Origin of the sequence: Corynebacterium sp. HMSC034B08 (genome assembly GCF_001835805.1) — a bacterium.
Taxonomy (GTDB): Bacteria; Actinomycetota; Actinomycetes; order Mycobacteriales; family Mycobacteriaceae; genus Corynebacterium; species Corynebacterium coyleae.
Map to the genome: position 1 here is coordinate 86,104 of NZ_KV825969.1, position 22,585 is coordinate 108,688.

At 63.6% G+C, this 22,585-nt stretch carries 24 protein-coding genes and 1 pseudogene; 14 read left to right on the forward strand and 11 right to left on the reverse strand.

Features of this window, described 5'->3' with window-relative positions; genetic code table 11:
• Window positions 1-12 precede the first annotated feature (12 nt).
• The 12 genes from HMPREF2656_RS09720 (at window position 13) to HMPREF2656_RS13640 (ending at window position 9,236) form a co-directional block, all read left to right on the forward strand.
• Window positions 13-1,299 (forward strand): glutamate-5-semialdehyde dehydrogenase, encoded by a 1,287-nt coding sequence (locus HMPREF2656_RS09720; RefSeq protein WP_070816526.1) that lies wholly within the window; start codon window positions 13-15, stop codon window positions 1,297-1,299.
• 9 nt (window positions 1,300-1,308) lie between these two features.
• Window positions 1,309-2,247 (forward strand): cutinase family protein, encoded by a 939-nt coding sequence (locus HMPREF2656_RS09725; RefSeq protein ID WP_083279295.1) that lies wholly within the window; start codon window positions 1,309-1,311, stop codon window positions 2,245-2,247.
• Window positions 2,247-2,621 carry a hypothetical protein gene (locus tag HMPREF2656_RS09730; RefSeq protein ID WP_070421315.1) on the forward strand — a complete coding sequence of 125 codons (375 nt, stop codon included), beginning with the start codon at window positions 2,247-2,249 and terminating at the stop codon, window positions 2,619-2,621. Before HMPREF2656_RS09725 ends, HMPREF2656_RS09730 begins: the two co-directional genes overlap by 1 nt.
• Before the next feature lie 7 nt (window positions 2,622-2,628).
• Complete coding sequence (gene nadD / locus HMPREF2656_RS09735; RefSeq protein ID WP_070421316.1) at window positions 2,629-3,252, forward strand: nicotinate-nucleotide adenylyltransferase; 624 nt, start codon at window positions 2,629-2,631, stop codon at window positions 3,250-3,252.
• Between the two features lie 86 nt (window positions 3,253-3,338).
• A complete protein-coding gene (gene rsfS, locus HMPREF2656_RS09740; RefSeq protein ID WP_070421317.1) occupies window positions 3,339-3,812 on the forward strand; it encodes a ribosome silencing factor in 474 nt (157 codons plus the stop codon).
• Between the two features lie 5 nt (window positions 3,813-3,817).
• A complete protein-coding gene (locus tag HMPREF2656_RS09745) occupies window positions 3,818-4,450 on the forward strand; it encodes a histidine phosphatase family protein (protein ID WP_070421318.1) in 633 nt (210 codons plus the stop codon).
• Window positions 4,450-5,247 carry a DegV family protein gene (locus HMPREF2656_RS09750; protein WP_070569645.1) on the forward strand — a complete coding sequence of 266 codons (798 nt, stop codon included), beginning with the start codon at window positions 4,450-4,452 and terminating at the stop codon, window positions 5,245-5,247. The genes HMPREF2656_RS09745 and HMPREF2656_RS09750 overlap by 1 nt, the downstream gene beginning before the upstream one ends.
• Window positions 5,248-5,338: 91 nt before the next feature.
• Complete coding sequence (locus HMPREF2656_RS09755; RefSeq protein ID WP_070816528.1) at window positions 5,339-6,004, forward strand: ComEA family DNA-binding protein; 666 nt, start codon at window positions 5,339-5,341, stop codon at window positions 6,002-6,004.
• A 17-nt stretch (window positions 6,005-6,021) separates the two neighbouring features.
• On the forward strand, window positions 6,022-7,659 hold the full coding sequence (locus HMPREF2656_RS09760; RefSeq protein WP_070816530.1) for a ComEC/Rec2 family competence protein: 1,638 nt from the start codon (window positions 6,022-6,024) through the stop codon (window positions 7,657-7,659).
• A 1-nt stretch (window position 7,660) separates the two neighbouring features.
• The gene (gene holA, locus HMPREF2656_RS09765; RefSeq protein WP_070614020.1) at window positions 7,661-8,596 is read left to right on the forward strand and encodes a DNA polymerase III subunit delta; all 936 of its coding nucleotides are present in this window, start codon (window positions 7,661-7,663) and stop codon (window positions 8,594-8,596) included.
• Window positions 8,593-9,042, forward strand: coding sequence for a LysE family translocator (locus HMPREF2656_RS09770; RefSeq protein ID WP_371440662.1), 450 nt, complete (start codon window positions 8,593-8,595; stop codon window positions 9,040-9,042). Before holA ends, HMPREF2656_RS09770 begins: the two co-directional genes overlap by 4 nt.
• Before the next feature lie 14 nt (window positions 9,043-9,056).
• A complete protein-coding gene (locus tag HMPREF2656_RS13640; protein WP_371440663.1) occupies window positions 9,057-9,236 on the forward strand; it encodes a hypothetical protein in 180 nt (59 codons plus the stop codon).
• Window positions 9,237-9,259: 23 nt separating this feature from the next.
• Here HMPREF2656_RS13640 and HMPREF2656_RS09775 read toward each other — a convergent pair whose 3' ends face one another.
• The 4 genes from HMPREF2656_RS09775 to HMPREF2656_RS09790 all read right to left on the reverse strand — a co-directional run bounded on the left by HMPREF2656_RS09775 (window position 9,260) and on the right by HMPREF2656_RS09790 (window position 12,243).
• The gene (locus HMPREF2656_RS09775; protein WP_141761063.1) at window positions 9,260-10,285 is read right to left on the reverse strand and encodes a CE1 family esterase; all 1,026 of its coding nucleotides are present in this window, start codon (window positions 10,283-10,285) and stop codon (window positions 9,260-9,262) included.
• Between the two features lie 96 nt (window positions 10,286-10,381).
• The gene (gene rpsT / locus HMPREF2656_RS09780) at window positions 10,382-10,645 is read right to left on the reverse strand and encodes a 30S ribosomal protein S20 (protein WP_070421324.1); all 264 of its coding nucleotides are present in this window, start codon (window positions 10,643-10,645) and stop codon (window positions 10,382-10,384) included.
• 194 nt (window positions 10,646-10,839) lie between these two features.
• Window positions 10,840-11,334, reverse strand: a complete 495-nt coding sequence (locus tag HMPREF2656_RS09785) for a type II toxin-antitoxin system PemK/MazF family toxin (RefSeq protein WP_070421325.1) — start codon at window positions 11,332-11,334, stop codon at window positions 10,840-10,842.
• A gap of 33 nt (window positions 11,335-11,367) precedes the next feature.
• Window positions 11,368-12,243 (reverse strand): CPBP family intramembrane glutamic endopeptidase, encoded by an 876-nt coding sequence (locus tag HMPREF2656_RS09790; protein ID WP_083319504.1) that lies wholly within the window; start codon window positions 12,241-12,243, stop codon window positions 11,368-11,370.
• Between the two features lie 44 nt (window positions 12,244-12,287).
• Here HMPREF2656_RS09790 and lepA point away from each other — a divergent pair, with 44 nt between their 5' ends.
• Entirely contained in the window at window positions 12,288-14,144 is a 1,857-nt protein-coding gene (gene lepA / locus HMPREF2656_RS09795) for a translation elongation factor 4 (protein ID WP_070484894.1), read from the forward strand.
• Between the two features lie 100 nt (window positions 14,145-14,244).
• Here the strand turns inward: lepA and HMPREF2656_RS12865 are convergent, their stop codons facing one another.
• Window positions 14,245-15,201, reverse strand: a complete 957-nt coding sequence (locus HMPREF2656_RS12865) for a hypothetical protein (RefSeq protein WP_141761064.1) — start codon at window positions 15,199-15,201, stop codon at window positions 14,245-14,247.
• A gap of 58 nt (window positions 15,202-15,259) precedes the next feature.
• Here HMPREF2656_RS12865 and HMPREF2656_RS09810 point away from each other — a divergent pair, with 58 nt between their 5' ends.
• The gene (locus HMPREF2656_RS09810; RefSeq protein WP_246825156.1) at window positions 15,260-16,438 is read left to right on the forward strand and encodes an alpha/beta fold hydrolase; all 1,179 of its coding nucleotides are present in this window, start codon (window positions 15,260-15,262) and stop codon (window positions 16,436-16,438) included.
• Here HMPREF2656_RS09810 and HMPREF2656_RS09815 read toward each other — a convergent pair whose 3' ends face one another.
• From HMPREF2656_RS09815 to HMPREF2656_RS13125, 6 genes and pseudogenes are all read right to left on the reverse strand, one after another.
• On the reverse strand, window positions 16,439-18,349 hold the full coding sequence (locus HMPREF2656_RS09815) for a BCCT family transporter (RefSeq protein WP_083319515.1): 1,911 nt from the start codon (window positions 18,347-18,349) through the stop codon (window positions 16,439-16,441).
• Window positions 18,350-18,370: 21 nt separating this feature from the next.
• Window positions 18,371-19,276 carry a ribokinase gene (locus HMPREF2656_RS09820; RefSeq protein ID WP_070816535.1) on the reverse strand — a complete coding sequence of 302 codons (906 nt, stop codon included), beginning with the start codon at window positions 19,274-19,276 and terminating at the stop codon, window positions 18,371-18,373.
• Between the two features lie 6 nt (window positions 19,277-19,282).
• A complete protein-coding gene (locus HMPREF2656_RS09825) occupies window positions 19,283-20,614 on the reverse strand; it encodes an ATP-binding cassette domain-containing protein (RefSeq protein ID WP_070816537.1) in 1,332 nt (443 codons plus the stop codon).
• Window positions 20,601-21,380 carry an ABC transporter permease gene (locus HMPREF2656_RS09830; RefSeq protein ID WP_070816539.1) on the reverse strand — a complete coding sequence of 260 codons (780 nt, stop codon included), beginning with the start codon at window positions 21,378-21,380 and terminating at the stop codon, window positions 20,601-20,603. Before HMPREF2656_RS09830 ends, HMPREF2656_RS09825 begins: the two co-directional genes overlap by 14 nt.
• On the reverse strand, window positions 21,377-22,300 hold the full coding sequence (locus tag HMPREF2656_RS09835; RefSeq protein WP_070816541.1) for an ABC transporter permease: 924 nt from the start codon (window positions 22,298-22,300) through the stop codon (window positions 21,377-21,379). The genes HMPREF2656_RS09830 and HMPREF2656_RS09835 overlap by 4 nt, the downstream gene beginning before the upstream one ends.
• Window positions 22,297-22,585 (reverse strand): annotated as a pseudogene (locus tag HMPREF2656_RS13125) (ABC transporter substrate-binding protein); the annotation flags it as partial. The pseudogene HMPREF2656_RS13125 and the gene HMPREF2656_RS09835, both read right to left, overlap by 4 nt.

The following is a 22,585-nucleotide window of genomic DNA, read 5'->3' on the forward strand; positions in this document are numbered from 1 at the left end:
TACGATTGCCGCATGACTGCCCAACAGACTGATCAGCAACGCCAAGCCGAGCGCGACGAGGTACTGCAGAAAGCACAGCGTGCCAAGGATGTTGCCCCGACGATTGCGGTGCTGCCGACACCGGCGAAGGATGCGGTGCTGTTGGCGGCAGCGGAGGCACTGGCCGAGCGCGCAGGTGAAATCCTTCAAGCCAACGCGCGCGACATCGAAGAGGGTCGCGCGAACGGGCTGGCGGAGTCGGTGTTGGACCGGCTGGCGCTCGACGAGGAACGCATCGACGGCATCGCCGGGGGGCTGCGCCAGGTTGCGGGCCTGCAGGATCCGGTGGGCGAGGTGCTTACCGGACGTACGCTGCCCAACGGGATTCAGATGAAGAAGGTGCGCGTCCCGCTCGGCGTGATGGGCATGGTTTACGAGGCACGCCCGAACGTCACCGTCGATGCGTTCGGTCTGGCGCTGAAGTCGGGCAACGTGGCCCTGCTTCGTGGCTCCAAGACGGCACGCCACTCCAACGAGGCGCTCGTCGCAGTGCTGCAGGACGTCCTCGCTGCCAACGATTTGCCGCGCGAGGCCGTGCAGCTCCTGCCATGTGAGAGCCACGATTCTGTCCAGGACCTCATCACCGCCCGCGGGCTCGTGGACGTGGTCATCCCCCGCGGCAGTGCACGTTTGATCAACGCGGTGGTGACCGGCGCGACCGTGCCCACCATCGAGACCGGCACCGGCAACTGCCACTTCTACATCGACGCGTCCGCAGATCTGGACAAGGCGATCGCGATGCTGCTCAACGGCAAGACGCGCCGGGTCAGCGTGTGCAACGCGACAGAGACGGTGCTTATCGACACCCACCTGCCCGAGACCGACAAACACACCATCATCGCGGCGCTGCAGGAGGCTGGTGTGGTGGTGCATGGTGACGTCGATAAGCATGCTGCGTTCGGTGCCACCGTAGAACCCGCAACGGAGGAGGACTTCGCCGAGGAATACCTCAGCATGGACATCGCAAGCGCCATCGTTGACGGCGTCGATGGTGCGACCACGCACATCGCGCGTTACTCCAGCGGCCACACGGATGCGATCGCAGCCCAAGACGCAGATGCTTTGCGACGATTTGCTGCCGCCGTCGACTCCGCCGCCGTCGTCCTCAACGCCTCGACCGCATTCACGGATGGGGAGCAATACGGCATGGGTGCAGAGATCGGCATCTCTACACAGAAGCTTCACGCACGCGGACCCATGGCGTTACCGGAGCTGACCACCACGAAGTGGATTCTGGAAGGTAATGGCCAGGTGCGCTAGTCTATCGGCGTGCTAAAATCCCGGACCTCCATTCGCGCCAAGTTTGCGCTGTTTGCCACGGCTATTGCGACGGCTGTGACCGCAACGTTGAGCCCCGTCGCACCGACCCCCGAAGCAGACGCGCAGACGCGCTGTCCGGCGGTCGCCGTCATCGCTGCCCGCGGCTCGGGCCAGAACACGCAGATTTACCGCACGAAGTATTCGTGGGCTGCGCCGTGGACCTCCAACGGTTGGGAGGGTGAGACGATTCGTGCGTTCCTGCAGCATGCGGAGCGTCGCTACGCAGCCACCCACGGCGGTAACTCGCTGATGAAGGACGTCGAGGTCATCGGCCTGGAGCCGCGCTACTACCCGGCGACGTTCCCCGAATACGACGTACCGTCGGTTGCCGTACCAAGCACCATCCTGCAGGCACTGGCTCTTGCGCTGCAGTACGCCAACCCGGTGTGGATGATGGCAAGGCGAGTAGCCACAGAGTTCGTGGATTCGGTCCAGATCGGACGCACCGGTGTGATGCAGATGGTCAATGACTACGAGCATCGCAGTGGTTGCCGCCCGAAGTACATCCTGTCCGGTTACTCGCAAGGCGCGATGATTCTGCTTGAGCACGAGCGCGAACTGGCACGCCGTGGCCAGTTGGCGGGTGTGGTCTACTTTGGCAACCCGAACACGGCGGCGGGGGATTGGTCCACCGTCGGCGTGCCAGCAGGTGGTGCCGGAGGCATGCTTGGCTTCTTGCCGTTTAACACCAAGACCGCAGGGGCGACCCCGAACCGCGTGAACTACTGCTTGCCGCAGGACTCCGTGTGTGACCTGTCCATTCAGACGCTGCAGGCATCCCAGCCAACTGGTGGCAACCACGCGCGTTACTTCCGTTGGCCATCGCGCTGGGACAACCAAGTCTCGGATGCTTTCGGCCGATTTGTTGATCAGGTACGCTACCGCTAATGAACCGCATCATTTCCGCTACTGTCGCTGCCGCGTTGTTGGCTGGCGCGACGCCTACTGTTGCCTCGGCCGCAGAGTTTGTGCGCAAGACCGAGGAAACGAAAACCGTCAAGGAGACGTGCCAGTGGAAAGTTGATGAGGAGGGCGGCAACCCCGTCCCGGTGACCAACAGCAAGGGCGAGCAGATCTGTGTCACGGAGACCGTGTCCCAGCCGGGCAGCTCCAACAAGGCAAAGTGGGCTGACGAGTCGAATCGTCCGGTGATCATCGGCACGGTGCTGGGTATTCTCGGCGCGCTGGTCGCAGGCGTCATCGGCATGTCTTTGCTGTTTATTGAGTCGATTAACATCCAGCCACTGCCAGGACTGAGGTAAACACCCAATGGCTGAGCACTACGCGGCATCTCTGGACAACGCCCGGCGCATCGGGGTGATGGGTGGCACGTTCGACCCGATCCACCACGGCCACCTCGTTGCCGCGAGTGAGGTGGCGGATCGCTTCAACCTCGACGAGGTCATCTTCGTACCCACCGGCCAGCCGTGGCAGAAGGCCGACCGGCACATCAGTCCGGCGGAAGACCGCTATCTGATGACCGTGGTGGCCACCGCGTCCAACCCGCGCTTCTCCGTTTCAAGGGTGGATATCGACCGTGGGGGACCCACCTACACGATTGACACCCTGCGGGACCTACGAAAGCAGTTCCCGGACGAGGCCCTGTTCTTTATCACGGGGGCGGACGCGTTGGCGTCGATCATGTCCTGGCACGACTGGGAAGAAATGTTTGAACTCGCCGAATTCGTCGGCGTGACGCGCCCCGGCTACGAGTTGCGCGAAGACATGCTGCCTGCGGATATCCAGGAACGCGTGCACCTCGTGGAGATCCCCGCCATGGCGATTTCTTCGACCGATTGCCGCGAGCGCGCCTCCAATGGGCGCCCGGTTTGGTACCTGGTGCCGGACGGTGTGGTGCAGTACATCGCGAAGAATTCGCTCTACGCACCCTAGGCGCGACCCCTGAACTGGAAATGTTGCGGTCATACGTGGGACAATGGCCCAGTTGATTTGTCCATGACCTGAATAAGGATTGCCACTTGACTGCCCCGCAGATCTCCATTGACCGCGCCAAGGTAGCCGCGAAGGCCGCCGACGAGAAGCTCGGCACCAATATCGCTGTTATCGACGTGTCTAACGTCATGGCGATCACCGACGTGTTCGTCATCGTCTCTGCAGATAACGAACGCCAGGTTGCCGCCATTGTTGAAGAGGTCGAAGGCGACCTGACCGACCTGGGTGTTGAGCCGAAGCGCCGTGAGGGCAACCGCGAAAACCGCTGGGTGTTGCTTGACTACGGCAACTTCGTGGTCCATATCCAGCGCGAAGCCGAGCGCGAGTTCTACGGCCTGGACCGCCTGTACGCAGACTGCCCGGCCATTGAGGTCGAAGGGCTCGAGCCTTACGAGCGTCCCGCAGCGTTTGGCGACGAAGCCGACCTGCGCAAAGCCCAGACCATCGAGGACCTTCCCCTGGCAGGTGAGGGACCCGAAGCCGCGGACGACGAGTACTAAGACCCATGCAGCGCCGACTGATTTTGCTGCGTCACGGCGAGACGCTCTATAACGCAACTCGCCGCATGCAGGGCCAGCTGGATACTGAACTGTCCGAGCGCGGACGCGCCCAGGCGCACGCTGCGGCAGAGGACCTACGGCACTTGGGTATTAACAAGATCGTGTCATCTGACCTCATCCGTGCGAAGGATACGGCTGATGTGGTGGCGGCAGATTTGGGCCTTGAGGTAGTCGTCGATAAGCGTCTGCGCGAAACCCACCTTGGCCAGTGGCAAGGCAAGACGCACGAGGAAGTGGACACCGCCCACGACGGGGCTCGTGCGTTGTGGCGCACCGACCCCACCTGGGCGCCGCCAGAGGGCGAAAGCCGCATCGACGTTGCGCAACGTTCCCGCGAAGTGGTCATGGAACTCATGCGTGACCACGATGAATGGGACAATGCTGCTGTCCTGCTCGTGGCGCACGGAGGCACCATCGCCGCGCTGACCGCCACGCTGCTTGGTCTGCAGGTGTCTCAGTATCCGCTGTTCAAGGGGCTCGGTAACGCGAACACGTCGCGGCTGGTGGCAATGCCGCGCATTGACGACGACACCAAGACCCAGTGGTACATCGAAGCCTGGAACCGAGGCCGTAACTAATGGGTGTTCGCGTCGTGGTGGATTCCTCCGCGGGGTTGCCGCAGGAGGTCGTGGAGGAACTCGATATCTGCGTCGTTGACCTGCACCGTGTCGAGGGCGCAGAAGGGGAGTCCTCGTCCGGGTTGTCGTCGCTGGAACTCGCCGCCTGTTATGCCCGCCAGCTCGAGCGTGGTGGCGACGACGGCGTGATCGCCCTCCACCTTGCCAAGACGTTCTCGTCCACCTGGTCGGCTGCGGTGGCCGCGTCTGCGGTGTTCCCAGGCACGGTCCGTGTCGTGGAGACGCACTCTGCGGGCATGGCGATCGGTGCCGCAGCGATGGCAGCCGCGACTGTTGCGGCGGAAGGCGGCACGTTAGACGAGTGCGAAGCGATGGCGAAGTCCACCATTGCGCGCTCCGAAACGTGGTTGTACCTGCACCAACTCGACGATTTGCGCAAGTCCGGCCGCCTGCCTGCCGGCACTGCGATGCTCTCGGCTGCGCTGCTGGCAAACAAGCCGATCCTGCACATTCGGGAAGGCAAGCTCGAACTCGCGGGCAAGACTCGCACACAGTCGAAGGCGTTTGCCAAACTCACCGAGTTGGTAGAAGAGCGCGCGTGCGGCGAGCCCGTTTTCGCCGCAGTGCAGCACGCGGACGTGCCGGACGCCGCCGAGCAACTCGCGGATCTGCTGCGCGAAACACTTCCGGAAGGCTCACGGGTCATGGTCGAGCCGCTGGTGAAGGTGATCGCGATGCATACCGGCGAAGGGGCAATCGGCCTGTCGGTGGTGTTCTCATCTCGTAATTGTGGATAACTGTTGTTTTCGTCGCCCGTAGATGGCGGATTATCCACAGATTTTTTCCGACCCCTTGGCGAGTGCGCCGGGGGTTTATAGCGTTTTTGGTGTGAACGCCACTGAACGACTCAAGGAGCTCACCCGGCCCACCGGGGAAGAAGACCTCCTGACGGTGCGCTACCCGGAGCCGCGGGTGCGCATCCCTGTGAAACAAGCTGCGGCCGCCGCCGGTGCAGTGCTGCTCGCCGTCGGCGGATGGGCGGTGACCCGATCCGGCCCCATGGATGATGAGGGCGTTGCGTGGGAGCAGGTCGCCTCTCCCACCGAGGTCACAGGCACCGTGGTGGTCTCTGTTGTTGGTGAGGTGGACAACCCGGGCCTGATCACGTTGAACCAGGGTGCACGGGTCGCGGATGCGCTGCAGACGGCCCGGCCATTGCCGGATGCTGACTTGATCTCGATCAATCATGCGCAATTGCTTGTCGACGGCCAACAGATCCACGTCCGCTCCCAACACGCCCCACCGGCCGCTACGGATTCCGGTGGCGGTGCTGGCGCTGGTGGCGCTGGCGCTTCGGCGGGTGGGGTGGTGTCGATCAACTCCGCATCGGTGCAGGAATTGACGACGATTACCGGAGTCGGCCCGTCAACCGCAGCCGCGATCGTGGCGCACCGTGAGGCAAACGGGCCGTTTGCGTCGGTAGATGCGTTGACTGACGTGAAAGGAATTGGACCGGCGAAACTTGCGGCAATGCGCGACCAGGTCGGCTTATAGACGGGGGCGTGGGGTAAGTGGGGGAGATCAGGCTTGTCCCGGCGGCGCTGGTGGTGTGGGCAGCGGCTGCGGTGGCGATCACCCTCGGAGTGGGCATCGCGGTGGTTGTGGTGCTGGTGGCCGTTATCGGTGCTGTGGTGCTGCGCGCCTACGGGCAGGCGGTGTTCATTGCGGGGATGGGTGCGGCCGCCGTCGTGACCACCGGGGTGCGACTGCACATCGCACGCGCGTGGGAGCCCGCGGGTCAGTTCGTGGGCCGGGTATCGGGCGCGCCGAAGCAGACGAGCACCGGCGGGTTCATCGTCCGCGTGCAGGTAGACGGCAACCCGACGCTGACGCCCGTGTTTGTCGATGAAGTGCCGGACACTGCCGTGTCCGGCGCCCAGGTGGTTGTGCGCGGCGTGGTGAAGGAATCGGAGATGGCCGGGATAAACCCGATCGCGGTCAACGGGTCAGTTGAGGTGGTCTCCCCACCGCAGGGGTTGGCTGCGTTTGCGCAGCACACCCGGGAAACGTTTGCCGGCGTTGTCCAGGCCACCGTGGGGGAGTCCGCCCAAGGGCTGATCCCGGGCATGGTGCTCGGGGACGTCTCGTTGCAAACCAGCCAAGAACAGCAGGATTACATCGACACTGGCCTCTCGCACCTGTCAGCAGTCTCTGGTGCGAACGTGGCAATCGTGACCACGTTCGCAGCGATTGCCGCAGCGGCAGTGGGCTGGGGGCTGCGGGGCCGTATCGTGGCGTCGGCTGCGGCGCTGTTGCTCTACGCCTCGCTGGTCGGACCCGAGCCGAGCGTGCTGCGCGCTTCCGTGTCTGGGTTGGTGGGGTTGACTGCGGTGTTGGCTTCACGCCAGTCCGAGCCGATCCACGCGCTGTGTTTATCGGTGATCGGCCTAGTGCTGGTGGATTCAGACCTGGCGGTGCATTACGGGTTCGCGCTCTCGGTAGCGGCGACCGCGGGCATCGTCGCGCTGTTTCCGCTGTTGTACCGCGTCCTTGCTGCCACGGGCTGGCCCGACATTCTCGTGCGTGCACTTGGCGTTGCGGTTGCCGCCGACGTAGCGACGATGCCGATTGTCGCCATGATGGCCGGCCGGGTTTCTTTAGTCTCTGTGGTGGCAAACGTCATCGTCGCACCGGTGACCGGCCCGGTGACTGTGCTCGGCCTTGCGGCGGTGTTGCTCAGCCTCATCCACGGCGGGTTGGCTGCACCTGTGCTGTGGGTGGTGGAACCCATGGCCTATTGGGTGCGTGTGGTCGCAGAAAACGGTGCACGGTTTCCCGGTGCCACGGTAGAGACGGAACCCATCGTCGTCGTGGTTGTCTACGGATGGTTCCTCGCGGGCTTGTTTGCCGGATACCCGAAGACCACTCTGGCGGCGGCGCTTGTGTGCGGGTTCGGTGTGGTCCTGTCGCAGGCGCCGGCGGGCACGCCGGTGGATGTGGGCAGGTTGCGTGCTCATGTCGTCGAAAAGCAAGAAGATGCCCTGCCCATTCCGCCGGGCACGCAGCTTGTTGTCGTGCTTGAAAAGGGCCGCCCCCACCGAAGACCCGTGGTCACTGACCAGGGCATCCCCGTGATCTTTCCCAACCGCGACGGCAACGTTGCCATCTACCCGGATGGCACCCAAGTGCTGCCGCGGCGAGAGTTTTAAGATGGTCGTCATGCTCAACCCCGTGCACCTTGTCTTAGGCGAAGACGAATTCCTCGCCGAGCGTGCCACAAAAAAGATCATCGCCGACGCTGGCGACGGCATCGAAGTGACCACCCTGCGCGCAGGCGACGTCACCGAAGGCGAAATCGCCATGGCAACCAGCCCGTCACTGTTCGCCGAAGACCGCGTCGTACTGGTCAAACACGCAGAACTCGCAGGCAAAGAACCCACCGAGGTACTGCTGAAAGCGTGCGTGGATCCTGCGCCCGGCATCGTGATCATCATCCAGCACACCGGTGGTGGGCGGCAGAAATCGCTGGTGCCCAAGTTCAAAAAACTCGCCGATGTGCACGAGGCCAATCCGCTTAACGACGGCCAACGTCGCACCTGGGTCACCGAAGAGTTCCGCTCCCACGGCGTGCGCCCTACCCCCGATGTGGTTGCTGCACTCTTGGAATCCGTCGGCTCAGACCTGCGCGAACTTGCCTCCGCCGTTAGCCAGCTTGTCGCCGACACCGACGGGGAAATCACCGTCGCCGCGGTGCGCGAATACTACGTTGGCGTCGCGGAGGTCGCAGGTTTTGACATCGCCGACCAAATGGTCGCCGGTCGCGCCGACCGTGCACTCGCATCGACGCGCCGGGCGCTTCAACTGGGCGTCAAACCGGCCACCATCGCCGCAGCGCTCGCCCACAAAGTCGGCGACATCGCGAAACTTTACGGCGTGCGCGGCAACCCCGACCAGATCGCACGCACCGTAGGCATGCACCCGTACGTGGCCAAGAAAACCATGCAGGTGGCGCGCCACTGGTCCGGCCGAGCGGTGTCCGAAGCGGTGATCATCGTGGCTGACCTCGACGCAGAGGTGAAAGGCCAAGGCGGCGACGCCGAGTTCGCCCTGGAAAACGCCGTGCGACGCATCGCGGAGCTCGTATGATCGCGCCGGGAGATCTCGCCGTCATCATCGGCCTCAACGTCATCGGTGCCGCCGCGCCAGGTCCCGACGTGGTGCTGATTACCCGCACCGCGACGCGTTCGCGCCGCCACGGGTGGGCAACCGCCATCGGCATCCAAACTGGCGTGCTCATGTGGTGCGCGCTCACCGTCTTTGGTGCTGCGGCGCTGCTCAACGCGTTCCCAGACGCGCTGACCTACGTCCAACTGGTGGGTGGTGCAGTGCTGATCGCGATGGGTGCGAGCAACGTTCGTGGTGGTCTCGCGGATCGGCACAACCCACCAATGACCCTCGAAGAGGCGGAGCAGCGGCTCGGCACGGTGCGTTCTGCATACATGCGTGGCTTAGCGACGAACCTCGCCAACCCCAAGATCGTCATCGCGCTGTCCGCCATGATCGCCCACTGCTGCCGCCCAGCCCCAGCCTGAGCACCGCCCTCATCGTGACGTTTGCGCTGTGGCTGAGCTCCTTCGTCCTGTTCGCCGTCTTTGTCCAGGTGATCTCTACCCAGCGGGTGCGGCGGAAGTTCCTGAGCGCCGGCCCCTACATCGACATCGGTGCAGGCGCGTTCTTCGTTATCGTCGGCCTGACCTTGATCGTGCGCGGGGCGCTGGCGCTCTAACCGCCCTGTAAACGGCTCGCCGTTTACAGGTAGGGCAGGAGGAAGCGCACCGTGTGGGCGGTTGCGCTCGGGTCGGTGAACCAGGTGTGGATGCCACCCTCGATGCGCTCCACGCGCGTGGCCGCGTCGCAGCCCTGCGCCTCAAACGTGGTCACGTTGCCGGAGCGCGAACGGGTGGTCGCGCCCGAGCACTTGTTCTTCGAGGCCATGGTGCGCATGACGCTATCCACCGACTCGTAGAACGCACCGTGCCGGATACCGCCGTTGTATCCCACAACGTTGTCGTTGGTGCCGTGCATGATCAGCGTCGGCACCGCGCCGGAGGTGCAGCCGGTCACGGTCGGGTTGTAAAACGCACCAGCGACGGAGGCGACCGCCTTGACGGTGTCGGGGGCGTGGCAGGCAAGTGCGGCCGCAAACCCGCCGCCGTTGGACAGGCCGGCTGCGACGACACGGTTCGGGTCGGCGCCGTACTGGGTCGCGGCGTCGTCGATAATGGCGCGCGTGTAGGCGATGTCCTCATTCAGCGACGTGCGGGCATACGGCGCGCCAGCCCACGCGTTGTCAACACCCTGCGCGTAGATCACAATCGTGTTGTCGATTGCGGTCTCGAACTTCTGGTAGTCACGCGTCTGGCTCGCGGTGTGCTGCCAGCCACCAAAACCAAGAATCACCGGGTAGGCGACGCCCTCGGAGTAGTTCGACGGCAGGACCACATCGTAGGAGCGCGAGGTGCCATCCACCACGATGCGGCGCGTGTGCTTGCCCGGAGCCTTGTCGCCCACGGCGCCATTGCGTATCGACGACCCCGCTTCCGCCATCGGCACCGCTACCAAAATACCGGCGATGATCAACGTCAACACGCCAAGCGCCTGCTTGACCTGCGGGTTATTCATCGGAAGGAGTTTCGACAATGCCGAAACGAGCTCAGCTGCATCCACGGATGCCGAAACGGACGGGTCTGCAGCCTTCGCCTCTGGAGCGATTGCAGGGGATGCCATCAGGCTAAACGTCAGCGCGGCCGCAACCGCACGCTTTTTAATTTTCACGGAAGTTCCTCTTTTGTCGGGCCGCACGCGGCGTTAGAAACAAGTAAATCCCGCCCCGAATAAACCTGGGCGGGATCAACCTGTGAACAACGGCAATTAGTCCATCTTGTTCAGGGCGCGAGCCATGTTGGACTTCTTGTTCGCCGCAGAGTTGCGGTGGAAGACGCCCTTGGTCACAGCCTTATCCAGCTTGCGGGAAGCAACGCGCAGCTGTGCCTCAGCGGCAGCCTTGTCGCCGGACTCCACAGCCTCACGGAACTTACGGATCTCCGTGCGGGTAGCGGAACGGAAGGACTTGTTGCGCTGACGACGCTTCTCGTTGGTGAGAACGCGCTTCTTCTGCTGCTTGATGTTTGCCATCGTGAAATACCTCTTGGTTTCTCAATCGAACATGTACATGTCGCGGCATCTGGCAGGGCATTGCGTGCAGTGCTTTGGGTATCAAACGCGAACCCAAGGTCCTGTCCGCGTAGCACCGCACACCCTATTGAGCGCCGGATGCGAACAACCCCGAAAGAATAACAGTGTGAACTGCACAAACCAAACTGTTGGAGTTACGACCAGTTGAAGCGTTCGCGCAGCGTGTTGGCCACCCGCTGGAAGCGACGTGGCGGGACGGTGGTGCCGCGACGTTCCACATCTGATTCCGGCACGACCAGAGTCTTATCCAAACGCACCCAGCATGGCTGGCCGGAGGATTCCCAATCGCCCGGCCCGATTTCAAACCACCGCTCGTCGTTTTCGTGTTCCCGCTCGGGGGAGATCAGCAACCCCAACACGTCGTGGCGCTCGCGGCCCACGATCAGGATCGAGCGCTGCCGCGGCGGATGTGAAGGGACGGTGACCCAAACAACCTCGCCTGGTTCGGCGGTGCCGTCCATGTCCGGGGCGTAGTAGATGCTGCGACACACGGAGTCGGTGGGGCGCACCGAGACTTGCGGGGCACGACCACGGCGTTGCTGGATCTGGGATGTCAGTCGATCACCAAACAGCGTAAAACCGTGGTCGAGGACGGGTTTCCTCTTTCGCTTAAAGCGCTCAAACGCCACGGTTTCACCTCCGGTTTATGGTCACTGGCCACTCTAAGCCTTCGCGGGGGATGGAACAACCACTTTTTGCTGCGAATGTTTCCCTACGTCGCGCAGCACCCACATGAGTAGCGCGGTCGTTCCGATGGTGAGCAACGCGGAGACGGCCGTTTGAGGCAGGGTGATTTCTGTTTCGCCTGGATCAGTCAATCCCAGCGTGCCGTAGGAAAACACAATCGTGTTGGACACCGCGTGCAAAACTACGGCCGCCTCCACACCGCGGGTGTGCCAGGTCAGCAGTGCGGCGCACAGGGCGAAAATGGCGATGTCGAGCAGGCCGATCCAGTTGTACAAGTGCAACGCCACGAACACGGCGGCGGGCAGCCCGTAGCAAATCCAGCCAGGTGAGATCCACTGGCCGAGGATCTGCGGCAGGCTCGCGCGGAAGACGTACTCCTCGGCCGCGGCCTGCAGCGGGACGACAACCACAAAGGCGGCGAGCAGCATCCATTCGCGAGGACTCAGCGAAAGGTCGCCGGTCCCGAACAGGAGGGCGTCGAGAAGCACCTGCGCCCCATAGATCGCGCCGACCACCACGAACGCGCGCCCAGCAACGCCCCAGCGGAAGTGCCCCTCGATGCTGGAGAGCGCACCAGGTTTGCGGCCGAGTACCCGCGCGGCGATAAACGGCGCAGGCAACCAGGCAGCAATAAAAAGCACCTGCACCAGGGAGGCAAGCGGGTCGGAGGAGGTTTCGTCGAAAAGATCGCCCAGCCCGTAGAACCCAGCGGCAAGGCCGATCGCCATCGCCATCGCCATCGTGAACGCTGCGATGCACACAGCAAGCACCACGAACTCGACGAGCGGACGCCACCACGCAGGCTTGCGCAAACGGTGCGTTAAACCAGCTCTGTGAAACTCAGTTGGCATGCCCACACGTTAGCGCGTCGCGCGACACGTAAGATGAAGCAATTATGGCTGCCAAATCGACGAACTTCGCGGAAAATACGTTCACGGACCCCGCCCGCATCCGTAACTTCTGCATTATCGCCCACATCGACCATGGTAAGTCCACGCTGGCAGACCGCATTTTGCAGCTGTCCAACGTGGTGGACGAGCGTGAGATGCGCGACCAGTACCTCGACAACATGGACATCGAGCGCGAACGTGGCATCACCATCAAGGCTCAAAACGTTCGCCTGCCGTGGGTGCCCAAGACCGGCGCGCACGCGGGTGAAGAGATGGTGTTGCAGATGATCGACACCCCAGGCCACGTGGACTTTTCCTACGAGGTTGCCCGCTCCCTCGACGCGTGCGAGGGCGCAATTTTGCTTGTCGACGCAGCCCAAGGCATCGAAGCCCAAACCCTGGCCAATCTCTACATGGCCATCGACAACGACCTGGAAATCATCCCAGTCCTGAACAAGATCGACCTGCCGGCAGCCGACCCGGAAAAGTACGCACTCGAGATCGCCAACATCATCGGCTGCGAACCGGAAGACGTGCTGCGCGTGTCCGGCAAGACGGGCGAGGGCGTGCCGGAACTGCTCGACCGCGTCGTTGAGCTCATCCCGGCTCCGGAGTCCGAGCACGGCGCAGAGGCGCCGGCCCGCGCCCTGATTTTCGACTCCGTCTACGACACCTACCGCGGCGTCGTCACCTATGTGCGCATGATGGACGGCCGCCTCGAGCCGAACCAGAAGGTACAGATGATGAACACCGGCACCACGCTCGAGATCCTGGAAATCGGCGTGGTCTCCCCAACGATGAAGAAGACCAAGGGTCTTGGCCCGGGCGAGGTCGGCTACGTGATCACCGGCGTGAAGGACGTGCGCGAAACCCGCGTCGGCGACACCGTCACCTGGGCTTCTAAAGGTGCTTCGCAACCTTTAGAAGGTTTTGAGGAGGTCAAGCCGATGGTGTACTCGGGCCTGTTCCCGGTGTCTCAGGAAGACTTCCCGGCCTTGCGCGAATCGCTAGAGAAGCTGCAGCTGAACGACGCCTCCCTCACCTGGGAGCCCGAAACCTCCGTCGCCCTGGGCTTCGGTTTCCGCTGTGGCTTCTTGGGGCTGCTGCACATGGAGATCACCCGCACCCGTCTCGAGCGCGAATTCGACCTGGATCTGATCTCCACCGCGCCGTCGGTCACCTACCGCGTGATCGCCGAAGACGGCACCGAACAAATGGTGCACAACCCGTCCGACTGGCCCGGCGGCAAAATCCCCGAGGTGTACGAGCCGATCGTGAACATGACGATCATCGTGCCCCAGGAGTTCGTCGGCACCACCATGGAACTGTGCCAGTCCAAGCGCGGCCAGATGAAGAACATGGAGTACCTCTCCGAGGACCGCGTGGAGCTGCGCTACCTCATGCCACTCGGCGAGATCATCTTCGACTTCTTCGACATGCTGAAGTCCCGCACCAAGGGCTACGCATCGCTCAACTACGAAGAAGCCGGCGAGCAGCAAGCCGACCTGGTCAAGGTAGACATCCTGCTCCAAGGCGAACCTGTGGATGCGTTCTCCGCCATCGTGCACAAGGACTCCGCCCAGTGGTACGGCAACAAGATGACCAAGAAGCTCAAAGAGCTCATCCCACGCCAGCAGTTCGAGGTGCCCGTCCAGGCCGCGATCGGCTCGAAGATCATCGCCCGTGAAAACATCCGCGCCCTGCGCAAGGACGTGCTGTCGAAGTGCTACGGCGGCGACATTTCCCGTAAGCGCAAGCTGCTGGAGAAGCAGAAGGCCGGTAAGAAGCGCATGAAGTCCATCGGTTCGGTCACCGTGCCGCAGGAAGCGTTCGTGGCAGCGCTGTCCACCGACGAGGAGTAGTTCGGCGCCCTAGTTTGATGTAAAACCACGCAGTACCGCCTGCGTGGTTTTACACTTTGCCCAGGTCGCTACCGTGGGCCTTGTAACATCTTGCATCGCGCTAGCGCCGACGCGCCTGCCGGATCGTTTTCTCCACGACCTCGACGCATTGCTGCATGGTTTTCGACCCCGCCCGGGGAACCGTCCAACCATGAAGCATCGATGTCAGGTTGATGGACGTATCTAACTGTCGTTGGTCGTACTCCCAGTGGTGTCGGCCGTCGAACATGATCCCGATCTTGAGTTCGGGGATGGCAAAATCAAAGGTCGTAATGGCTTTGCCGCCCACTGTCAGCGGATACTGCTCTACGAGCGTGTGGCCGTAGTTGCGAACCACTGGCTGGAGGAGCAACCGCAGTTCGGTTTCTTTCGGCGAATCGGCAGTTGAACGGGACAGATCGAGCGCCCGAGACAGCCACCGTTGATTGATTTGCCGAAGGGCGCTGGCGCGAATGTCTTCCGCCTGTAGTCCGAGGTGTCGACGGGCGCAGTCGACAAGTTGTACAGCCTTGACCATTTCTGGGCTCACACCGGGGATTGGCTCTGTCTGCCACGAGTGTTCGCCTCGTCGAATTTGTTGCAGAGCCTGCACGGTTGCACGTAATGGTCGAGAAACGCGGATGGGCACACCGCGGTGGGTGAGGGTCCATGTTTCTGTGTGTGGGGCGTGGAGTCGTGCGACGGAGGGACGTATAGCGGAAGCGGTGAGTTTTTGGGGTGTGGGTGCTCGCAGAGTAGTGTCTGCGCCTTCAACGAGATACGGCAATCCGTAGAGAGCGAGCGCGGAGAATCCGCACACCACGCTGCCTGGGCGTTCGTACGCGTGGACGACGGCGCGCACGGCTGCGGGCACGTCGTATTTCTGGTTGTGCGGGTGGTGTCGTGCCGCGAGTTGGACTGCCCATTGTTCCAGGCTGTGGCGCTCGTGGATGAAGCGTTGTTTGCTAACAGGCAGGTAGTTTTGTCCGCGTTCCATCTGGGACGCATTGACGATGGTTGGTGGGAATTCGATCTTCATTCCGTCGTACATAACTATTTGACGTGGAAACTCTCGCCCCGGTTCCTACAATCGCCGTATGCGTGAAATTGTGTTGAACCGTGGCGGCTTCTCCGTTTTCGCCCGCGTCTTCGGCGAGGCTGACGCTCCGGCGTTGTTGTTCCTGCAGGGTGGGCCGGGGTTTCCGGCGCCACGTGAGCGGTTTGAGTGGGTGGAGACTGCGCTCGAGCGTGGCTACCAGGTGGTCATGTTGGATCAGCGGGGGACGGGGCGCTCGACCAGGGTTGATTCCGCGACGCCTTCGCTTATCGACGACACCGTGCTCACCCAGCTTCGCGCCAGCGACATCATCGCCGATGCGGAAGCCTTGCGTGAGGAGATGGGGCTGAAACAGTGGGATGTGCTGGGCCAATCCTTTGGCGGGTTCTGCCTGACGCATTATTTGGCCGTGCACCCGGAGAGTGTGGGGAGGGCGTTGTTTACGGGTGGGTTGCCGTCGATAAGCGAGGGCGCGGATGGTGTCTACCGTGCGACGTTTGCCAAGCTCAAGCACCGTCACCTGCAGTTCAACGAGCAGTACCCGGAGGCCGAGCGAACGATCCGTGAGGTGTGCCGCCACCTGGAGTCGGAGGAGGAGCTGCTACCCACCGGCGAGCGGCTGAGCGCGCGGCGCCTGCGCACCCTCGGTATTGAGTTGGGGCGCGAGGACGGGTTCGCGTCGCTGGCGCAGTTGTTTGAGGCGCCGTTTCACCCGAACGGCAGGCTGCGCACGGACTTTTTGGCGTCGGTGGGGGAGCGTGTGAGTTTCGCCAAAGGCCCGCTGTATGCGGCGGTGCACGAGTCGATCTACGGCGGCACGGTGCCGGGGGCGACGAACTGGGCAGCGGAGCGGGTCTCCCGCGAACTTGCAGGCTTTGCGCCGGACGCTAGCCCTGACGACGAAGAGTTTTACCTCACCGGCGAGCACATCTTCCCGTTCCAATTCGACGAGGATCCGGAGCTGCGCCCGTTCAAGGCTGTGGCAGAGGCGTTGGCAAAGAAGGACGACTGGGACAACCTGTACGCCGGGCTCGATTCCGGCCACGATGCATACGCGGCGGTGTACACCGACGACATCTATGTGCCGCGCGAGCTGTCGCTGGCTACTGCGGATGTCATCGGTGCGCAGGTGTTTGAGACGGACCAGTTCCAGCACGACGGGCTGCGCCGCCACGGCAAGGCGGTGCTCGGCCGCCTGCTGGACATGGCGGGGAAGTAGCTAGCCGCGGTTGTCTTCGGCGGCGCCGTCGTTCTCGGCGGTTGTGCTGTCTTCCTCTTCGGGCTGGTAGCCGTCGGACCATTCGCCGGTTTCGTAGTCGTAGCCGACGGGGGTGCCTTCTTCGTCGGTGCGTCGATACCAGTCGGTGTATTCGTCGGACGTGGAATCGAACTCGGCACCTGCGCCTTCGCCTGCTGCGGAGGGCTCGACCACGATTTCAAAGTCGTCGCCGTATTCTTCGATGCCTCGGATGACGGCGGATTTCACTGCGTTGCGGGCGTAGGAATTGCGGATGGCCATGGGGTCGGTGGAGAGGTCCTTGATAAACGAGTACATCAGCAGCAGGATGACCACCGAGAACGGCATTGCGGATAGGATGGTCAGGGATTGCAGGCCGGACAGGGCGTCTTCGCCACCGGAGAGCAGCATGACCACGGCGATGCCCATCATGGCCAGGCCCCAAAACACCACCACGAGTTTGTTCGGTTCGGGGTCGCCCTTAGAGGACATGGAGCCCATGATCGTGGAGGCGGAGTCTGCGGAGGTGATGAAGAACACCGCGAGGATGCCGATGAGGATGTATTGGGTGATTTCCGCCAGCGGCATTTCGCCGAACATGTTGAAGAGCACTTGCTGCGGGGTGGCGGTGCCGTCGAAACCTTCGCGGCCTTCGCGGGAGAACGTGATGGCGGTGCCGCCGAAGATGGTGAACGCGCAGATGAGCACGGCGGTGGGGACAAGCGTGGTCACCACGGCGAATTGGCGCAGGGTGCGTCCGCGGGAGATTCGCGCGATGAACATACCGACGAACGGTGCCCAGGCGATCCACCACGCCCAGTAGAAGGCAGTCCAGGCAGACTGGAAGTCGAGGGTGTCTTCACCCCAGGACAAGGAGCGCGACGCCATGTCGAAGAAGCGGTCGGCGTAGACCAGGGTGCCTGACGGCAGCAGGTTGACCAGCAGCAGGGTTGGCCCGGTGGCGAAGATGAACAGGATGGCCGCCGACGTCAACGAGATGTTGATATTCGACAGGATGCGGATGCCTTTGCCCACACCAGAGACGGCGGAGATAACAAAGCCGATGGTGAGCACGCCCATGACGGTCAGCAGCACGCCCATGGGGGCGGAGTCGCCGCTGCGCATGATGGCGATGCCGTCGCCGATCTGCAGGGTAGAAATACCCAGCGTGGCCGCGGTGCCGAACAGGGTGGCCACGATCGCCAGGATGTCGATGATGGTGCCGAAAGGGCCTGAGCGCTTGAACACCGGGGTAAACAGCGACGACATAAGCGTGGGTCGTCCGCGGCGGTAGCAGGAGTAGGCCATGGCGCCACCGACCAGTGCGTAGAGCGCCCACGGGGAGAGGCCCCAGTGGAAGTTGGCTTGGGCGATTGCTCGGTGCAGTGCTTCTTCGGTTTCGGCCTCGACGGTCAGCGGTGGCGGGTCGAGGTACATGGTCAGTGGTTCGGAGGGGCCGAAGAAGAAGATGCCTACGCCGATGCCTGCAGCGAACATCATGGCGACCCAGGAGAAGAACGAGTATTCGGGTTCTTCGTCGTCTTTGCCCAGTGTGATGTTGCCGAAGCGAGAGAACGCCAGCACTGCCATGATGATGACGCAGGCGACGAGCACGATGTTGAAGAGCCAGCCGAAGTTGCGAAGGCCCCATGACAGTGCGCTTGACGCGCTCGAGCCGACCTGTTCTGGGGAGGTCACGCCCCAGATGATGAAGGCAAGGATGGCTGCGGCGGTCACGCCGAAAACGACTTTGTCCAGGCTGAAGTTGTGGCGTGATTCTTCGACGCTGATGCCCGGGACGAGGCCGGGGTGCATGTCGTCGGGGTAGACGCCTTGTGTGCGTTGGACGCGCATGGGGCGTTTATTGCTTGTCGACGACGACCGTCGCGGCATCATCTGAGGGCTCATTTGGGTTTACGCTCCAGGCAGGGTGTCGGTGGCGGTGGGGTAGGACGGTTGTGCCCCGGGGCGGGTGACGGAGAACGCGCCGACGCGGCAGGCGTAGGTGGAGGCTTCCACGATCGTGTCGCCTTCGATGATGCGGGCGCAGAACGCGCCGGCGAAGGAGTCGCCGGCGCCGACGGTGTCTACGGCTTCGACTTGTGGAGAGGGGATGTGGGTCAGCGCGTTGTCGTCAGCGACGAGTGCGCCTGCCGCACCGAGGGTGAGGACGACGGATGCGAAGCCCGCATCCTTCAGGCGGCGGGCGAGGTCCTCGGGGGTGCCGGTGGAGTCGTAGCCAAGCTGGTCGAGGATCAGACCTGCTTCGTGTTCGTTGGCCATGAGCGGGTCTGCGGCGAGCAGGGCCTCGCGCGGTACGTCGACGACGGGTGCGAGGTTAATCACGACCCGTCCGCGAGCGAGTTCGACGGCGCGGGCGAAGCCGTCGGCCGGGATTTCGCCCTGCAAAAGGACCACTTCGGCGGCTTCGACGGGTTCGGCGTGGCGGGAGACAAAGTCGGCGTCCACGAGCGCGTTGGCGCCGGGGACGACCTGGACGGTGTTTTCGCCGTTCGCGGCGACGGTGATCACGGCAAGGCCGGTGACCTCCGTGACTTCTTCGACGTGGGTGAGGTCGACGCCCGCCTCGCGCAGCAGTGCAGTTGCCGGGATGGCGTTCGAGTCGGTGCCTACCGCGCCGACCAGTGCGACGGGGGCGCCGAGGCGTGCGGCGGCGCAGGCTTGGTTCGCGCCCTTGCCGCCGGCGGTGATGCCTCCGCCGGAGCCGAGTAGCGTTTCGCCTGGGGTGGGGTGTCGGTCAACATTGACGGTGAGGTCGGCGTTGATGGATCCGACCACGCAGATTTTTGCGGCACTCATGGGTGCCTATAGTACGGCGGCGAGCAGCTCCCGGGTGTAGGCGTGTTGCGGGTTGGCCCAGATTTCCTCGGTTGGACCCTGCTCGACGATGCGCCCGGACTGCATGACGGCAACGGTGGGGCACAGTTCACGCGCGACGTTTAAGTCGTGGGTGACGAAGATGAGGGTGTGGTTGCCTACGGTGTCGCGAAGCAGGTCGAGCACTTGGTTTTGGATGGTGGCGTCGAGGGCGGACACGGGTTCGTCGGCAAGCAAAATGCTCGGGCGGGGCGCTGCGGCGCGCGCAATGGAGATGCGTTGGCGCTGCCCTCCGGAAAATTGTGCGGGCTTGCGGTGGCCTGTACCGGCGAGGCCGACGCGTTCGAGCATTTCGTCGGAGCGTTGCTTATCGACGCCCGCCTCACGAATCGACGCCCCAACCTCCATACGTGGGTCAAGGGAGGAGTACGGGTCCTGGAACACCATCTGCACGTCCCCTGCGACCGTCACGGTGCCGGAGGTGGCCTGGCGCAGCCCCGCAATCAGGTGGAGCAGCGACGTCTTGCCGGAGCCTGAGCCGCCCACGATGGCCAGGCGCTCGCCCTCGCGGACGGTGAGGGTGACGTTGTCCACCGCCATGGTGGCGCCGCGCTGCAGCGAGACACCATCCAGTTCGACGACCGGCTCGCCGAGCGTGACAGGGGCAGCGGGCGCGCCGGGCTCGGCTGCGGCGGCGAGTGCTTTGGCGTAGTCGGAGTCGCCAGCGACGATGCGCCCGTCCTTAAACACCAGCACCCGGTCGGTCATGCGGCGCACCACGGCCAGGTCGTGGGAGATGAACAGCAGGCCCATGCCACGCTCGCGGACGAGGCGGTCGAGCAGGTCGAGGATGTCGGACTGGACGATGGCGTCGAGGGCGGTGGTGGGCTCGTCGCAAATGAGCACGTCCGGGTTCTGGGATAGCGCAAGCGCGATGAGCACGCGCTGGCGCTGGCCACCGGAAAGTTCGTGCGGGTAGGCGTCGGGGCGGTCCACGCCGACGTCTCGGAGCAGGTCGCGTGAGACGATCCGGCCGATCTTTTTCAGCGGATCGAGCGCGGTCATGGGTTCTTGGAACACCATGGCGACGTTTTTGCCGCGCACGCGGCGGCGCACGCGGTCGCGGGTGCCCACCATCTCGGTGCCGTTGACGGTGATGGATCCGGTCGCGGGCAGATCACTCAACCCCATGATGCTTAAGGCGGTGACGGACTTGCCGGATCCGGATTCGCCGATGATGCCCACGCGTTCGCCGGGGGCGATGTGGAAGGTGATGTCGTGGAGGATGCCGTCGATGCTGAGGTGCTTAACGTCGATCATTGGTGCCTCCGAGCAGGTTAAATCCCAGCACGGTCACTGCGATGGCCAGGCCCGGCCACAGTGCGAGGTGCGGGGAGGTGGCCAAGAACGGCTGCGAGGCCTGCAGCATACGGCCCCACGACGCGTACGGGGCGGGGGAGCCGAGGCCGAGGAACGACAGGCCGGCCTCCGCAAGAATGGCGAGGGCCACGGCGACGGAGACCTGTGTGAGCACGATCGGCCAGATATTCGGCAGGACGTGGCGCCACGCGATCACAGGGCCCGACACCTTGGCAATGCGCGCGGCCAGGATGTAGTCGTTTTGCATCACCTGCAGCGTGCCGGCGCGAGCGACGCGGACGAACCCGGGGGCGCCGGCGATGCCGATGGCCAGCACAACAATCCAAATCGAGGCACCAAACACGGCGGTGAACACGATGGCCAGCAGCAGTGCCGGAAAGGCTAGCAGCAGGTCAGCGCCGGCCATGACGAATCGGGACGCACCGCGGCGCATGCCGGCCCAGATGCCCAGCGGCACACCCACCAGCGCCGACAAGCCGACAGCGCCGATGGCCACCGTTAGGGTCAGGCGCGCACCGTCCATGACGCGCGAGGTGATGTCGCGGCCGAACTGGTCGGTGCCCATCCAGTGCGCTGCCGAAGTGCCCTGGAGTCGGTTCTGAACGTCGGCCTGTAGCGGGTCGAACGGCGTCCACACCAGCGACAGCAGCGCAACTGCCGCGACGGCCAGGACGATCACCCCGCCGATTTTGCGTTGTGTTGTCATGCTTGCCTCCGAATCCGCGGGTCGACCACCGTGTACGTCAGATCCACAATGAGGTTGACCACCAGCGTGAAGGCCACGACCAGCATCATCACGGTTTGAACGGTGGTGAGGTCGCGGTTGCCTACGGCGTCGAGAAGCATTGTGCCCAACCCCGGGATCGTGAACACGCGCTCGATGACCACCGCGCCAACGACCAGCGACGCCAGCTGCACGCCAACGACCGTGATCACCGGCAGTGCCGCGTTGCGCAGGACAGAGGAGTAGAGCACTGCGCGTATCGACGACCCCTGCGCCCGCCCCGTACGCACATAATCCTTCCCCAGCTCCTCGCGCACCGACGCCGCAATGTAGCGGGTCAGAATCGACGCCTGCACAAGCGAAAGCGCCGCCACCGGCAGCACCACGTGCGCAGGCGTGCCCCACCCGTTGGCGGGCAGCCAGCCTAAGCGTACGGAGAACAACGCCACCAGCGCGATACCGACCAAAAACGACGGGACGATGATGCCCACCTGCGACAGGCCACTGACCACCGCCGAGCCCGCGGAACGGCGCCGACCCGCGATGTACACACCGGCGGGTACCGCGACGAGCAGCGACACCGCCATGGCCAGCAAGGTAAGCGTGAGTGACACCCCGGCGCGTTCAATGACGGATTCGGTGATCTCCTTGCCCGAAGACAACGAAACACCAAAGTCGCCGGTGATCAGCCCTGAAATCCAGTCGAAGTACTGCGCTGGCAACGGGCGGTCGAGCCCGAGGCGGGTGTTGAGCTCTGCGATGTCAGCCTCGGTTGCCGCCACGCCGAGCGCGATGCGCGCCGGGTCGCCCGGCACTGCGCGCAGCAGCGTAAAGATGATCAGGCTGGCGGCGACGAGCAGCAGCACAAAGCGCAGCAGGTGTTTGCTGATGGTGCGGATCATTTCTTCACCTCGTTCAGCCGTAGCGAGTCGGTGACCACGTTTGGGTTGAGTCCACTCACGCCTGGGGCGTAGAGCACGACATTGGGCGCGTTGACCAGGGTCAGCGACGCCGCGTCGGCCATGACTTGGTCGATGGCGGCTTTGATGTCGCCGTCCGCGAAGTGCTGCTGGGCCTCGGGCGAGTCGTAGCCCAGGTAGTAGTCCGGGTTGCCGAACAGTTGGGCGGCGTCGCGCGGCTCCACGTGGGCGATGAGTGAGGACTGGTAGTCGTGGCCCTTGTGCACT